The 15,336-nt window shown below is 42.2% G+C and carries 16 protein-coding genes; 13 read left to right on the forward strand and 3 right to left on the reverse strand.

Translation table 11 applies throughout. The features are described from left to right. The first annotated feature begins 9 nt into the window (after positions 1–9). From OQ289_RS00910 to OQ289_RS00920, 3 genes are read left to right on the forward strand one after another with little or no spacing between them, the layout of a single operon-like run. Positions 10–657, forward strand: coding sequence for a LutC/YkgG family protein (locus OQ289_RS00910; RefSeq protein WP_270088994.1), 648 nt, complete (start codon positions 10–12; stop codon positions 655–657). Positions 658–659: 2 nt separating this feature from the next. Then, on the forward strand, positions 660–1,286 hold the full coding sequence (locus tag OQ289_RS00915; protein WP_270088995.1) for a rhomboid family intramembrane serine protease: 627 nt from the start codon (positions 660–662) through the stop codon (positions 1,284–1,286). Between the two features lie 14 nt (positions 1,287–1,300). Next, on the forward strand, positions 1,301–1,744 hold the full coding sequence (locus tag OQ289_RS00920; RefSeq protein ID WP_270088996.1) for a hypothetical protein: 444 nt from the start codon (positions 1,301–1,303) through the stop codon (positions 1,742–1,744). Here OQ289_RS00920 and OQ289_RS00925 read toward each other — a convergent pair. Beyond that, positions 1,741–3,282, reverse strand: coding sequence for a YifB family Mg chelatase-like AAA ATPase (locus OQ289_RS00925; protein ID WP_270088997.1), 1,542 nt, complete (start codon positions 3,280–3,282; stop codon positions 1,741–1,743). The genes OQ289_RS00920 and OQ289_RS00925 overlap by 4 nt on opposite strands. 227 nt (positions 3,283–3,509) lie before the next feature. Between OQ289_RS00925 and OQ289_RS00930 the strand changes: the two genes are divergently transcribed. From OQ289_RS00930 to trmB, 4 genes are all read left to right on the forward strand, one after another. Beyond that, positions 3,510–3,779 (forward strand): YtxH domain-containing protein, encoded by a 270-nt coding sequence (locus OQ289_RS00930; protein ID WP_033563680.1) that lies wholly within the window; start codon positions 3,510–3,512, stop codon positions 3,777–3,779. A gap of 187 nt (positions 3,780–3,966) precedes the next feature. Next, on the forward strand, positions 3,967–4,380 hold the full coding sequence (locus OQ289_RS00935) for a phage holin family protein (RefSeq protein ID WP_033563969.1): 414 nt from the start codon (positions 3,967–3,969) through the stop codon (positions 4,378–4,380). Further along, positions 4,355–4,864 carry a hypothetical protein gene (locus OQ289_RS00940; protein WP_270088998.1) on the forward strand — a complete coding sequence of 170 codons (510 nt, stop codon included), beginning with the start codon at positions 4,355–4,357 and terminating at the stop codon, positions 4,862–4,864. Before OQ289_RS00935 ends, OQ289_RS00940 begins: the two co-directional genes overlap by 26 nt. 74 nt (positions 4,865–4,938) lie before the next feature. Beyond that, positions 4,939–5,592 (forward strand): tRNA (guanosine(46)-N7)-methyltransferase TrmB, encoded by a 654-nt coding sequence (gene trmB, locus OQ289_RS00945; RefSeq protein WP_270088999.1) that lies wholly within the window; start codon positions 4,939–4,941, stop codon positions 5,590–5,592. Positions 5,593–5,628: 36 nt separating this feature from the next. Here trmB and OQ289_RS00950 read toward each other — a convergent pair whose 3' ends face one another. Then, the gene (locus OQ289_RS00950) at positions 5,629–7,743 is read right to left on the reverse strand and encodes a carboxy terminal-processing peptidase (protein WP_270089000.1); all 2,115 of its coding nucleotides are present in this window, start codon (positions 7,741–7,743) and stop codon (positions 5,629–5,631) included. A gap of 320 nt (positions 7,744–8,063) precedes the next feature. On the opposite strand from OQ289_RS00950, the gene OQ289_RS00955 reads away from it, so the two are divergent. Then, positions 8,064–8,807 carry a dienelactone hydrolase family protein gene (locus OQ289_RS00955; protein WP_270089001.1) on the forward strand — a complete coding sequence of 248 codons (744 nt, stop codon included), beginning with the start codon at positions 8,064–8,066 and terminating at the stop codon, positions 8,805–8,807. A 5-nt stretch (positions 8,808–8,812) separates the two neighbouring features. Here OQ289_RS00955 and OQ289_RS00960 read toward each other — a convergent pair whose 3' ends face one another. After that, positions 8,813–9,922 (reverse strand): tetratricopeptide repeat protein, encoded by a 1,110-nt coding sequence (locus OQ289_RS00960; protein WP_270089002.1) that lies wholly within the window; start codon positions 9,920–9,922, stop codon positions 8,813–8,815. Positions 9,923–10,012: 90 nt separating this feature from the next. On the opposite strand from OQ289_RS00960, the gene OQ289_RS00965 reads away from it, so the two are divergent. The 5 genes from OQ289_RS00965 (at position 10,013) to OQ289_RS00985 (ending at position 15,192) form a co-directional block, all read left to right on the forward strand. Continuing rightward, positions 10,013–11,293 (forward strand): replication-associated recombination protein A, encoded by a 1,281-nt coding sequence (locus tag OQ289_RS00965; protein ID WP_270089003.1) that lies wholly within the window; start codon positions 10,013–10,015, stop codon positions 11,291–11,293. 91 nt (positions 11,294–11,384) lie between these two features. After that, positions 11,385–12,038 (forward strand): 3'-5' exonuclease, encoded by a 654-nt coding sequence (locus tag OQ289_RS00970; protein WP_270089004.1) that lies wholly within the window; start codon positions 11,385–11,387, stop codon positions 12,036–12,038. 97 nt (positions 12,039–12,135) lie between these two features. Next, the gene (locus OQ289_RS00975; protein ID WP_270089005.1) at positions 12,136–13,080 is read left to right on the forward strand and encodes a GDP-L-fucose synthase family protein; all 945 of its coding nucleotides are present in this window, start codon (positions 12,136–12,138) and stop codon (positions 13,078–13,080) included. A 233-nt stretch (positions 13,081–13,313) separates the two neighbouring features. Further along, a complete protein-coding gene (gene gmd / locus OQ289_RS00980) occupies positions 13,314–14,453 on the forward strand; it encodes a GDP-mannose 4,6-dehydratase (protein WP_033563672.1) in 1,140 nt (379 codons plus the stop codon). Between the two features lie 244 nt (positions 14,454–14,697). Beyond that, on the forward strand, positions 14,698–15,192 hold the full coding sequence (locus OQ289_RS00985) for a hypothetical protein (protein WP_270089006.1): 495 nt from the start codon (positions 14,698–14,700) through the stop codon (positions 15,190–15,192). Positions 15,193–15,336 lie beyond the last annotated feature (144 nt).

The raw sequence follows: 15,336 nt of genomic DNA on the forward strand, positions 1-15,336 counted from the left end.
ATTCTGCGTATGAATATCAAAAATACCACCGCCAAGGAAAAGATGCTTAAAAAGATTCGTCAAGCACTTTTACAGAAAAAGGATAATCCTCATCCCACATATGAGGACTCTCCGTTGTATAAAGATGAGGAAGAATCTCTTGACGTCACGTTTGCGCGTGAATTTACAGCTATCTCTGGTCGGTTTGTATATTGTGACGGTGAAATAAACCTCATCGAAAATCTGATTGCATTTGCCGAACAGCATAATGTGACTAAAATCTACGGGTGGGAAACCTCTATTCAACAGCTTCTAGGCCAATACGGATTTCCGCTCATCACTAATGATGTGGACTTTGAGAATGCACAGGTTGGTATTACTGCTTGTGAGGCTCTGATAGCACGTAATGGCAGTGTGATGATATCCAATGCTAATGCTGGGGGACGACGATTGAGTATCTACCCTCCGATTCATATCGTGATTGCTAAAGCGTCCCAATTGGTGATGGATATCAAGCACGCACTAAATGGTATGAAGCAAAAGTATGGGGAACAATTGCCTACGATGATTACCACTATTACGGGACCAAGCCGAACTGCGGACATTGAGAAGATGTTGGTATTGGGAGCTCATGGACCTAAAGAATTATATGTATTTATGTTAGAAGACAGATTTTAGGCATGGACAATATTGCTTATTTTATCCAATCGCCTGTATCATCGCTTATTTTTATTCTCACGATAGGTCTTAGTATCTATACGTTTTCCAATCAGGCGCTGTATAGCAAGCTGATGTTGCATCCATATAGCATCTACCGCAAAAAACGGGGCTATACGATCTTGACAAGCGGCATGATCCATAAAGACTGGGGGCACCTCTTGTTTAACATGATTACCTTCTATTACTTTGGGTTTGGCTTGGAAAGTATATTTGTTGCTAGCAGTGCATGGGGGCACACACAGTTTGCGGTGCTGTATCTTCTAAGCCTTGTCCTTAGCGATATTCCTACCATTCTACAGCAAAAGAACAATCCTGGATACTTTAGCCTTGGAGCATCTGGTGCGATTAGTGCGGTGCTTTTTGGTTTTATCCTGTTCAATCCTCAAGTGGAGTTGGGTATTTTCATGATTATTCCGATGAAAGCGTATCTCTTTGCCATATTATTTGTGGGATATAGTATTTGGGCGTCTAAAAAAGCGAATGATGGTATTAATCATAGTGCGCATTTATTCGGAGCGTTAGCGGGGTTGGTTATCACTATTTTATATTATCCTGGAGTTATTCAGCATTTCATAGGCCAGTTTTAGTTTAAAAAGCGGACATGTATCGTCATCATTTGTTTTCTTACAGTTTTCTATGTCTGATTTTACTTTTGGTACTGTGCAGTTGCAATCGTACGGGTACGTCTTCTGGAACTGAATCTTCTACGAAAAAGGCAATAACCATTTCGCCAGTCCCATCTTCGAATGGATGCTCTGCAGAGGCTGCCGTGAGGGCGCTGACCCAGTTGGAAGAGATTCAAGTGCAAGAGGGGGTGTTGAATTCTCTTTTTGGCGAAAATACCCACATATCGTATCTGATAGATAGTACTTCCTATAATGAAAAGGAAGTGTATGCCATTACGGCGGGATATAACAATGAAGAGCGCTTTGAGACGTACTACCATTTTTATATTGACAAATCCAGCTGTCAAGACATCTTGGTCATGGACGTAGTCACAGGGGATTATATTTCTCCTGAGGAATGGCGAAATAGACGTAATTAGTAGGTAGACCAGTTTTCTCTATCGAGACTTCTAAATTGTATGGCTTCCGCCAAATGTTCATTCCCGATATGCTGACAGCCTTCCATATCTGCTATGGTACGCGATACCTTGAGAATGCGGTCGTAGGCCCGAGCAGATAAACCCAATCGCTCCATAGCTGCTTTTAAAAGTAAGTTTCCGTTGTCGTCTATTTGACAAACTTCACGTACCATTTTTGTACTCATTTGCGCATTATTGTGAATGTTCGCTACTCGGTCGAATCGTTCGCGCTGAATTTGCCTAGCTGCAATTACTCTCTTTCGGATATCACTGCTTTTTTCTGCGGGTCGCCTGGAAGCCAATTCATTGAATTCTACAGGTGTCACTTCTACGTGTAGATCTATGCGGTCCAATAGCGGTCCAGATACCTTGCTAAGGTAACGCTGTACGACGTGTGGGCCGCATATACATTCTTTTTCAGGATGGTTGTAATAGCCACACGGGCAAGGATTCATGGCTGCGATTAGCATAAAGCTTGCGGGATAATCTACCGAGAGCTTGGCTCTTGATATCGTAATAGTCCGGGATTCTAAAGGTTGACGCATCACTTCCAATACCGATCGCTTGAACTCGGGTAGCTCATCCAAGAAGAGTACGCCGTTATGTGCAAGCGAAATCTCCCCCGGTTGTGGATTTGTGCCTCCACCCACCAAAGCAACGTCCGATATCGTATGATGCGGAGCTCGATAGGGTCTGATGGTCATCAGCGATGAGAGGGAGGAGAGCTGTCCGGATACCGAGTGTATCTTGGTCGTCTCTAAGGATTCATCCACAGTAAGAGGCGGTAATATAGAAGACAGTCTTTTTGCCAACATTGTCTTTCCTGCGCCAGGCGGCCCAATTAGGATGACATTGTGACCTCCCGCGGCAGCAATTTCTAATGCTCTTTTGATATTTTCTTGACCCTTTACATCTGCAAAATCGACGTCATAACTGTTGATCTGATGGTCGAATTCGTCTTGAAGATTCACTTTCGTTGGTGAGATATGTTTTCTTTGTTCAAAGAAGTCGATGATATCGTGTAATGTCCGAATACCAATTACTTCCAAACTATCGACAATGGCGGCTTCACGCGCATTGACCTCGGGTAGTAAAATGCCGCTAAATCCATCTTTTGCCGCCTGTAGGGCTATCGGAAGCGAACCCTTTACCGCTTGTATATTTCCATCTAAAGAGAGTTCGCCTAAAATGACATATGCATGCATGTTGTCGCTGGAAAGCTGTCCCGATGCTGCGAGAATTGCTGTCGCAATGGCAAGGTCATATGACGAACCTTCCTTTCGAATATCAGCAGGTGCCAGATTGACTACAATTTTTTGTCGTGGCATCTTATAGCCGCTGGAATTGATGGCACTTTCGATACGTTGAAGGCTTTCCTTTACAGCGTTGTCAGGTAGTCCTACAATATAATATTTGGTACCTGTTGAAATGTTTACTTCTACGGTAATAGTGGTCGCCTCAATTCCGTAAACGGCACTGCTAAAGGTCTTTACGAGCATAATTTAAGAAGTTTGGTTGATTTAAAATTACTAAAATAAAGGGGAACAAAAAAATCAAGAGCGGAAAGCAAAAATAAACTTGTTGTCTTTCGATAAAATTTGTAGATTGAAGAGCAGGGAAATAGTGGCACGAAGTCGTGAAATATGAGTCTTTGGCAAACGTTTTGCTATTTCATTTGTTTAATAAGTAATATCAGAATCATTAATTGCAATTTAAATTAGAGAATATGAAAGATAACGGTAAGATCGTCGCAGCTCTATTGGCAGGATTAGCCGCAGGAGCAGTTCTTGGTGTTTTGTTTGCTCCTGAAAAAGGATCGGAGACAAGGGACAAACTCAATGAGTCTCTTTCTGATCTTGGAGATGCAATCAAAGAAAGGGCTGAAGAGCAGTTTGATCAATTGAATGACTTTAAAGAGAAGGTGGTTGCGGCAGTAAAATCGAAAGTTGGGAAAACTGGTCGCTCTATCGAAGGCGAGTTGGAAGAGCATGCATAACAGCGGTAAAAGAGCATTTAGCTTTTGCAGAATGAATTGGAAAGAATGTCTAAAAGCGTAATCACCAATTGATGGTCCTCACAGGAACTATAGCTCTCCCAAGTTCTTACAGTGGCTGTGGTAAATGTGATAGAATAGGTTGGATGGAAGCTTTTTGGACATCTTTCTTGAAAAAAATAATATGCATATGGATGAAGAACAAAAATTTTCGCTTTCTGGTACTGTTCAGAAAGGTAAAGAATATATAGACGCGCAAATAGAGTTACTTAAGCTTAAAGCGATTGCTCGTGGTTCTCGTATGATTGGGAGCTTGGTATTGGACGTCAGCAAGCTTATCTTGACGCTGTTCGTTGTGTTTTTTTTAAGTATGGCCTTTGCCTTTTTTTTGGGGGAGATGATGAATAGTTATGCTTTAGGCTTTTTGACCACTGGGGGTATTTTTATTCTCCTCATCGTAATCGTGTGTGTGACAGAAACTAAGCTTGAAGCCAAATTTATGGATCTCTCTATTAGAAAGCTCTTGGGTAAGTGGAATGAGGAAGACGATGATACGCAACCTGAAAATGAAAAGAAACATGAGGAAAGCTTCGAAAATAAATAACATTACGGAATTAAGGGCTGAAATAGCCCGACTAAATGCTTTGAAGTTCGAGCAGGAGGTTTATCTAAAAGATCAATATACTTTGCTCAATAGAAAAATTGAAGCACCTATTCGTTTTATCAGGACATTTACCTCTCGCATCCCTGGAGTGAATATGTTCACACAGCTATTTTCAGCACCGAAAGCCAAATTGGGAGTGGAAGACGATGGGCAGAATGGTTGGCTCAATAAAGCTATGCGAGTAGGCGTCCCTTTTATATTGAATAGATTATTTTTGAAAAAAGCGGGTTGGCTAAAAAAAGCACTAGTCCTGGTTGCCTCAGAGACGGCTTTGGGGCAGGTAAATAAGGATAAGATATCCGAATTGGTAGGAAAAGCAGCAGATTTTATTCGCCCTAAGCAGAAAAAAAGTAAAAAAATCAAACCTATAATCGAAGAAGAGCAAGACCACTTCGGGATCCCTCCTGGTAGTGAGACTTATTAGTTGCTTCACTTTCTTTGGCTTTAACATTTGACTTCTATTATTTTAACGTTATTTTTGCCCATATTTTTTTAAAAATGGGAAAAGATAAATTAAGGAAGTTTGCCGAAGTTGGCACATTTAAAAATGTTCTTCAGTTGGATGAAGGCAAGGTGCTGAAAGGCAAATGGGCTTCCAGCCATTTCGGTAATGACCACCCTATTGTTTTAGAACTCGCATGTGGAAAAGGGGAGTATTCTGTAAATCTTGCGAGATTGTTTCCCGACAAAAATTTTATAGGAGTTGACTATAAAGGAAATCGTATTTGGAGAGGGGCTAAGACTGCCTTAGAAGATGGGATAGATAATGTTGCATTCTTACGTATTCAAATCGAAACGATATTGGAATATTTTGAGGAAGGTGAGGTTGATGAGATATGGATTACTTTTCCCGATCCTCAGCCACAGGATAGTCGAGAGAAAAAGCGGTTGACTAATCCTCGTTTCCTGGAGCGCTATCAAACGATACTGAAACCTGATGGTCTCATGAATCTGAAGACTGACAATGATGGCTTTTATGGTTATACTCTTGAACAAATTTCCCTTCTTGGGCTACCAAAGGTAGCGGAAACCACTAATCTCTATCACTCGGACCTTGTTGACGAAGTCTTGTCTATAAAAACCTACTATGAGCGAAAGTACCTCGCCCATGATAAGAATATAAATTATGTCCGATGGACATTTAAGAAATAAAAAAAGGCCCTCTTTTTAAAGAGGGCCTTTTTTTGATTATTGTTTGCTTCGAATGAAATCTACCATGATATTGGCACTTTCGTCTTTGACATAGTCAAAGTCTACCTTTGGTTGAGGTTGTCCCTCTTTCCATTCCGGCTTGCCATGTAGTTTCAGTTCGGCATTGATGCGTTTTCTATTCTTAATCTTGTTCTCTTCTCTTTCCTTCTTTAGTTTAGCCTCATTAAGGGTCACTGTAGGAATTGAATCTAATTTGTTGAAGATTTCAATGTCTTCCAACAAGAATTTGTATTCCGCTGATTTTTCAGCTCTTTCCTTGTGTATAGCCTCTAGCTTTTTGTTTACTTCTTTTAGATCGGCCACCTTGGAGAAGGTGCTTGACTTGATTTGATCCCAAGGAAGTGCCGCCGGCTCAGAGCTTTCTCCGAATTTCTCGGCAGAAAATTGAGTTGGGAAGGCGATATCAGGACTTACACCTTTGTGCTGTGTACTACTTCCTGTGATTCTGTAGAATTTGCCCATGGTGATATTTATCTGGCCAAATTCTGGTGCTCCATTCGGAGTATCTGGGTCTTTTTCTCCTTCGGCTTTTAAGAGTAATTTGCTGGTTGCGCTAATGAAACGAGACATTTCTACTGCAGACTGCACAGTTCCTTTTCCGTAACTCTGAGAACCCAAAATAATCCCTCTACCATAGTCTTGAATGGCTCCAGCAAAGATTTCTGAAGCGGAGGCTGAGAACCTGTTGATGATTACACCAAACGGACCGCTCCATGCCATTCCAGCGTCGTCGTCGTTGTCGACCTCTATGCGATTGCGAGTGTCGCGGACTTGTACTACTGGCCCTTTGTCTATGAATAGACCTGTCAGTTCAATAGCCTCCTGTAATGAGCCCCCACCATTATTTCTAAGGTCTAGGATTACAGCATCTACTTTTTCCTGTTTCAAGGAGTCAAGTATCAATTTGACATCACGCGTTGTACTCTTGTAGTTCGGGTCGCGTTTGCGGTACGCGTCGAAATCTATGTAAAATTTAGGGAGATTGATAATTCCTATTTTATAAGATTTGCCGTCATCACCGGTGACCATTTTGATTTCTTTTTTAGCAGATTCTTCCTCTAGTACTATCTTTTCTCTTTTTAGGGATACGATTTTTGGTTGTGTACTCATCTCCTGACCGGCAGGGATTATTTTGAGTCGTACTACCGTACCTTTGGGACCTTTGATTTTTGCAACAGCGGCATCCAATCTCCAGCCTATGATATCTTCAAATTCGCCTTTGTCACCTTGGGCTACTGCAATGATTTTGTCATTCATGTGTAGGCTCTTGTCCTTGAATGCAGGACCTCCAGGCAATACCTCGGAAATGGTAACGGCTTCATTGTCAATCATAAGTCTGGCGCCGATGCCTTCGAAGGTGTTGGACATTCCTTCGTTGAAAGCTTGGGCAAATGAAGGGTTGTAATAGGTCGTATGCGGATCTACAGCGTCAGTCAGCGCTGACATAATAAGTTGAAATGCATCGTTTGAGTTGGTTTTTTTGGCTTGAGAGAGAAGGTTATTGTAACGCTTACGTAGGGTTTCCTTTTGTTTGGTACTGTCATCCTCTTTGCCGGTACTGCTCAGTCTGAGGTTTAGGAGGTCGTACTTTACACGTTTGGCCCACTGCTCTTCAGCCTCTTTGTCCGTTTTGAACCACTCCAGCTTCTCTCTATAACCAACATAAGATTCATCTTGACTGAAATCCTGAGGTACATCGATTTGTGTAAGTGCATATGTCATTCTTTGCAAATATCTCTTCGTGTAGATGTTGAAGATGTGAAATGCTGCCGAAAGATCTCCTTGTTTAAAATCTTGGCTGAGTTCGTTTTTGTACTGTTGAAACTCGTCTATGTCCGACTGTAGCAGATAATTTCGGCCTTGGTCTATGGATTTGATCAAGTTGTTAAAGACGAGATTCGAAAGCGAATCGTTCATGGGGACCTTCTTGTAACTCACGTTTTCCAATAGATTTGCCACTTCTTTCGCTATAATCTCGTGCTGCATGGTTGGTTTTAAACCTCCCTCTCCCTCCTCTAAATTGACCCTAGGCTTGGCGCCGCAGGCAACGATAGAAATGATAGAAAGAGCAAATACTAGATTTTTGAACATAAATTTATAGTTGTTAAAATTCATTTGTGCTAAACAAAACAGATTGTTCGACTCTTAAACGATAAAAATAGATAAAAATGTATGATATACACACTATGTAAAATAAATATACTAACTATTTTACATCAGCTGTCAGCTTTACTTACAAATCTGTGGCATATCCTTATTCCGCTTTCAAACAAAAGCTGTGTTTCGGATGTTTTCATTACGCGGATAATTCTTGCATCTTCGAGATAACAGTATGATAGGAGGCTGTAAGTGAGCGGACTTTCTTTAAACGGCTGCGGAATGTAATGGGCGCATGAAATAATTATATACAGATGAAAAAAATGTTTTTAATCGTTTTGACGATCGGGGTGGCGGGTGTCACTTCAGCACAATCGACTCCCGTGACCTATCATGATGGTGGCCAGCAGTTGGATGGTCTTTTAGCTCGTTCTGGCAACTCTGGCCAGGAAGGGGTGTTGATCTTACCAGCTTGGATGGGGATTGATGAAGAATCGAAAACTGCTGCTGAAGAATTGGCCAAATCGGGTTATATCGCATTCGTGGCGGATATATATGGAACGGGAAAAACCCCGAAAAGTGCATCCGAGGCTGGGAAAATCGCCGGTGAGTTTAAACAGGATTATCAGCTTTACCAAAGGAGGATTCGAGTAGCACTTGATCAATTGGTTAAGCAGGGGGCAAATCCTCAAAAAATAGCCGTTATAGGATATTGTTTTGGAGGCACAGGGGCCTTAGAAGCTGCTCGGGGAGGTTTGCCTATCGTTGGTGCTGTATCTATCCACGGGGGACTAAGTAAGGGGATGCGACCCAATGGTCCAATAGCTACCAAAGTTTTGGTTTTGCATGGAGCAGCAGATGCTAGTGTTTCGCAAAGCGATATCGAAGCCCTTCATCAAGAACTGGATGAGAGCAAGGTTGACTGGCAAATGATTTACTACGCCGACAGCAAGCATACTTTTACCAATCCTGCATCCAAGGACTACAACGAAATTGCTGCAAGGCGTTCATGGAAACATCTATTGCTCTTTTTGAGGGAGGTACTAAATGGTGAGTAGGCTCGTTATTTAAACAATTCTGCCCGCAATGCCCAGTATTTCTCAAGAGATTCCTTTGCCGAATTATAGTCTTTGAGTTTCATGTAGAGCTCACCAATTTTGTTTTCCACGGCCAGTTGCAAGAGTTTGTTATCCTCTTTTTCTGCGAGTATGCGTGCATTTAGAAATTCGTTTTTGGAAACTTTGAGATTGCCGTCATCGAATTTAGATTCCGCTAGCATGTATTCCAGTTCGGCAAGTTCACCGGGAAGACTCTTTTTCTCGGCTAGTTCTCGCGCTTGCAATAAGAACCATTGTGCTTGGGTGTGCTTTTTTTGCATCTGGTAAATCATTGCCAGTTGCTCCCAAGCCAATATTTTGCCCTCGTATGAACGAGTTTTATTGTACAGGGGGATTGCTCTTCGTATAATGGTCTGCTCAGCAGCTTTAAAATCTCTATCAAAGGCTTGAATTGTTGCAATTTTGACAAGGGAGTTGGCTTGCTCTAGGTAAGTTTTATTATTAACCGCTTTTTTATAATACTGTTCTTGAAAGTTGGCCGCCTCTTCATATTTTCGGTTGAACAGGTATAAATTGGCCAAGTTGAATTGTATGATGGCCATGTCATTTTGATTGTCGGCACGCTGTACGACAGCCAGCGCTTCGTGTAGCTGGTCTAAAGCCTTGGTGTAAGCCCCGTTTTTGATAGAGTTCAACGCATACTCATTCAATAATCCATACAAAGTCTGTAGGTTTTCCGCATTTTTGTGCTGTTGGATGATAGTTTCCCACTGCTCAGGATTGGACGGTATTGGTGTCAATAAGGGGTATAGATTGGCTGCATTTGACGTTGGCTTGAAATCGGTCACGAACCGCTGAAAGGTTAGGGCTATAGCAATCGTATCGGAAAAGTTTCTTTTCGATTGGTATTGATCATGGAGAATCTCTTCCATGGTACGAGGTGGGGGCAAGAAATAGACTTGCGGACCTATTCCTGCAAAGTCAGGGTTGTATTTCGTTATGTATCCCGAGGGATCGACTTGGCCTTCTTTTTGTGCAAAGACTTCCTTCTTGAATGCCGTCAGTCCTATTGTCAAGGCTATCATTGGGATTACCTTCAGTATGTTTATGCTCATAAATTCTCTAATTCCAGACTTAACTAAATTAAGTAAAGTTATCCTTATCCGTTGAAAGTCCATGAAAAATCTGTTAAGTTTGTTTTAGTCATGGCAACACGAATTCCATTAGCAGAACGAATGCGCCCTCAAAATATTGTAGAATATGTAGGGCAGGAACATATTGTAGGTGAGGGGGCGGTATTACGGAATGCCCTTGAACAAGGTAATATCCCATCGATGATTCTTTGGGGGCCTCCAGGTGTGGGAAAAACTACCCTTGCCCTTTTAATGGCTAAATCACTCGGTCGACCCTTTTTCAGCCTGAGTGCCATACAGTCTGGTGTCAAAGATATTCGTGAGGTGATTGAAAAGGCCAGTCAATTGATGAAGTTCAACCAAGAGCAACCTATTCTTTTTATCGATGAGATCCATAGATTTTCGAAGTCGCAACAAGATTCATTATTGGGTGCAGTAGAACGTGGCCTAGTGACATTGATAGGTGCGACAACTGAAAATCCCTCGTTTGAGGTGATTTCGGCCTTGTTGTCTCGGTGTCAAGTATATGTGCTGAAGCACCTGACTGAAGAAGAGCTAATCGGTATCATCAACATGGCGCTGCGTGAAGATGATTTTCTAAAGCAAGATAAGATTGATGTAAAAGAATATGAGGCACTTTTGCGGCTTTCTGGCGGTGATGCCCGTAAACTACTTAATGTCCTAGAACTCGTCGTCAATGCCTCTCTGACTCTGTCTAAGCCGATTACGAATGAATTTGTGCTTAAACAGGTCCAGCAGAATATGGCTATATATGACAAAACGGGTGAGCAGCATTATGATATTATTTCGGCATTTATTAAATCTATCCGAGGCAGCGATCCCAACGCTGCGATTTATTGGTTAGCACGCATGATTGAGGGGGGAGAAGATCCTTCTTTTATTGCCCGGAGACTACTAATCCTAGCTTCTGAAGATGTGGGGAACGCGAATCCAAATGCTTTGCTGCTCGCTAACAATTGTTTTCAGGCGGTGAATGTCATCGGTTGGCCCGAGTCTCGTATCATCCTTGCGCAGACCGTTACTTATTTGGCAAGCTCGGCCAAAAGCAATGCTTCTTATGAAGCAATCAATAAAGCTCAGGCGCTTGTGAAGCAGACAGGAGATCTCTCTGTGCCATTGCATCTGCGCAATGCTCCAACAAAGTTGATGAAGGAGCTTAATTATGGAACCGAATACAAATATTCCCATGCCTACCCGGGTAATTTCGTAGAGCAAGAGTTTATGCCTGAAGCTGTCAAAGGGGTGCTATTGTATGATCCAGGTAAAAATTCGGCTGAAGACAAGTTGAGACAGTCTCTTAAAGAGAAGTGGAAAAATAAATACGGGTACTAGGTCTCTCGCTCTTTTAACGCGATTTCTTATCTATATGGTCTACCAATGTGATAGAGGATAAGGGTATAAGAACACACATCATCACAGGTATATGTTGGATATCAAGGCAAGTTTATCTAGCTTTGCAGCATACATGGGTTTACATTCTTTTACAGCAATAGATTTTGAGTTGGCTACAGCAGCCTATAACAGCGTATGTTCTGTGGGAATTGTCTGTGTCGAAAATGGCGTTATTACAGATGAATTCTACAGTTTGGTCAAGCCTCCTCGCAATGAGTATATGTGGCAGACTACACGTGTACATGGTATCAAGGCCAAGAATACTGCAGATGCGCCTAGCTTTGAAGAAATTTATCCTAAGATTAAGGAGCTCTTGAAGGGGCAGAAAATGGTCGCACATAACGAGAAGTTTGACCGGGAGGTTCTGTCCAAGACGATGAGATCCTACAATCTTGATTATCGAGAATTGCACCTGCCGGTGATGTGGGAGTGTACCAGCAAGATCTACAAAGAGAAGGGTTTTAAAAAGACTAAGCTTAATCTGTGTTGCGAAATCATGGGAATAGCCCTAAATCATCACGAAGCGTTATCTGATGCTAAAGCTGCAGCTTTTTTGTACTTAAAACAAGAGGAAGTTACGCCCAATTTGATTGAACTTCACTTTCCGTCAGTCGTTGTGGAAGCTGTTCAAAATGTTCCTGCTCAAGATGGGAGTGGACCTGGCGCTGATACAACCGATATATAGCGTATGTACATTATGTATTCGGATGGTCATATGTAACGCCAATCTGCAATACGAAGACTTGGTGTAATATACAATTTAATAAAATAACGTCTTTACCATGGACAAAAAGATATATATCGCTGGCCACCGTGGGATGGTAGGTTCGGCTATCGAACGCGTTTTGCGCGCCAAAGGTTATACCAATATTATAGGCCGGAGCAGCAAAGAGCTCGATCTACGTAATCAACAGCAAGTAGATGCATTTTTTGAAGAAGAGCGACCAGATATCGTCATTGATGCCGCCGCGCGAGTAGGTGGAATCTTGGCGAATAATACTTATCCCTATCAGTTCTTGATGGAGAATTTGCAAATCCAAAATAATTTAATCGATGCATCTTTGCAGACAGGGGTGGATAAGTTCATTTTTTTGGGAAGCTCTTGTATCTATCCGAAGTTTGCTCCTCAGCCCTTAAAGGAAAGCTCGTTATTGACCGACACCTTAGAACCTACGAATGAGGCTTATGCCATTGCCAAGATTGCAGGGGTCAAAGCAGTGGAAGCGGTTCGTAAACAGTATGGCAAGGACTATGTAAGTCTGATGCCTACTAATCTGTATGGTATTCATGATAATTTTGACTTAACCAGCTCCCATGTATTGCCGGCTATGATTCGAAAGTTTCACGAGGCGAAGTTGGCTGGAGATGTGCCGGTCAATTTGTGGGGGTCGGGTACACCGCTACGCGAGTTTTTATTTGTAGATGATCTTGCCGAAGCAGCTATTTTTGCGTTGGAAAACGTTCTGCCAGATGATCTTTATAATGTGGGTACAGGTCAGGACTTGACGATAAAGGACTTGGCGTCTTGTATTCAAGAAATTGTGGGGCACAAAGGTGAGATTCGTTGGGATTCTAGTAAGCCAGATGGTACGCCACGAAAACTGATGGATGTATCTAAAATGCATGCTTTGGGCTGGCAACACCAAGTTGAACTTCGCGACGGGATCCAGCGGACGTACAATTGGTTTTTAGATAATCAGGATAATTTTAAGGAAGTAAAATTGTAGTTTTGTACGATATAGTGATGTCGCTGTCGCGTGTCTAAATCAGGGAGTGAGGGTGTTGATTTAGGTAGTCTTGTAATACACAAATATGGTAGCGTGGAGTCGACTCGGACAGACTGGGGGACGCTGGTCACAGAAAATAATAATTAGATGAAACCGAGTGGTAAATAATATTAAAATGTGAGAAATATTAATTTACCGGAGCTCTCATCAACAATTAAAAAGAAAATAATTAGATGAAAACAGCATTAATCACAGGCATTACCGGGCAAGATGGTGCATATTTGGCTGAATTGCTTTTGGAAAAAGGCTATATGGTCCATGGTATCAAACGTCGATCATCGCTTTTTAATACGGATCGTATCGATCATTTATATCAAGATCCACACCAGCCGCATCAGCGATTGAAGCTTCATTATGGAGATTTGACCGACTCCATGAATTTGACGCGGATTATCAAAGAGACCCAACCTGATGAGATTTACAACCTCGCTGCCATGAGCCACGTGAAGGTAAGTTTTGATACACCAGAATATACTGCCAATGCGGACGGTATCGGTACGTTACGGATTTTAGAAGCTGTGCGTTTGTTGGGTTTGGAAAAAAAGACCAAGATTTATCAGGCGTCTACTTCGGAATTATATGGTTTGGTGCAAGCGGTTCCGCAGTCTGAGAATACGCCATTCTATCCAAGGTCGCCGTATGCTGTCGCTAAGATGTATGCTTATTGGATAACGGTCAATTATCGGGAAGCTTATGGTATGTTTGCGTGTAACGGTATCTTGTTCAATCATGAATCCCCACTGCGCGGCGAGACTTTTGTGACGCGTAAGATTACGCGCGCAGTGGCGAAGATTGCTTTGGGACTACAGGAAAAGTTGTATATGGGTAATCTGGATGCCCGTCGAGATTGGGGACATGCTAAAGATTATGTCGAGGCTATGTACTTGATTCTCCAACAAGAGCAGCCTGAGGATTTTGTTATCGCGACAGGAGTGACAACCCCCGTTCGTGATTTTATACGGATGGCATTTGCTGAAATCGGATTTCATATCCGATTCGAAGGTACTGGAGTGGATGAAGTGGGAATATTAGACCATATCGACGCGACCATTGCTGGTCCTTTACTCCAAGGGTATACACCGACTGTACAACTCGGTGACGTATTAATCCACGTAGACCCAACCTACTTTCGTCCTACAGAAGTTGATTTGCTTATTGGAGATCCTACTAAAGCCAATACCAAGCTTGGGTGGAAGCCTAAGTATGATTTGGTGGGACTCGTTCAGGAGATGGTCGCTTCTGATGTAGCGTTGTTCAAGAAAGACTGTGAATTATTGAAAGCAGGCCACAAAGTCGTGAATCAATCCGAATAGTGACTTCCATTATTTCTAAATAGGATTAAAAGCCAGTGGTTTGCCGCTGGCTTTTGCATTTGTCCCCCCCGATGTCCCCCTAAAGGGTAGGTACTTTGTCTAATGCCAATCTGTATATTTGCTCTTCATCTACCTATGGTGGGTCGCTTGGCCTCCGCTTTCTCTTTTTAAGGTGTTTTCAAATCCAATGTGAGCGGAGGCAGGTGTCCATCATTTAGATTGTTTTATGTAAATAAATGAAGTTGTGATTTTATTAGTTGTTCTTATTGTTTTGATGCTCATTGCAAGCTGTACCTATTATTTGTATTGCCGTTCTTTCAGACACAATTTTCATAAATACTTAGAAGTGCATCTGGAGTATAGGCTGTTGGACAAAGGACAGCTTAGCGCTGGGCAGCGTCGGTCTGATACCCGTTGCTTTGGGTCGCTTATCTTCTATGTTTCAACGAAAGAGGGTAATAGCTTTGATCAGGTATATATCACCAAATTAGAGATGGAACACAGACATGTTAGGCTGAACAGTTTTTCGACCATAGAATTGTTATTTCCTGATGGGCATACGGATAGCTATCCGCATTCTATTGGTTTTAGTATGAGCAAGCGAGCAATGTTGAAGACCAGTTTAGAGCACTCCCGTGTCAATTTTACGGGATATTATTATGGCTTGGATGAAGAGCGGGTCTATTTTGATGCTTCTGCGACGATCCCTGAAGAGGGCGCTTGGGGTTTTGTGATATAAGCTTCCAACAGTCATAAATCTTCGTAACTTTAACCCAAGCGTATCTGCTAGGTTATAGCAGTTGTGAATTTACTTAAGTTGCCTGAAATATGGAAACATTTGAGGGAGATGCCTTTTCTTTGCCGCTTGTCGCGGGAAGAATAC

The sequence above is a fragment of the Sphingobacterium sp. SYP-B4668 genome, assembly GCF_027627455.1.
Classification (GTDB): Bacteria; Bacteroidota; Bacteroidia; order Sphingobacteriales; family Sphingobacteriaceae; genus Sphingobacterium.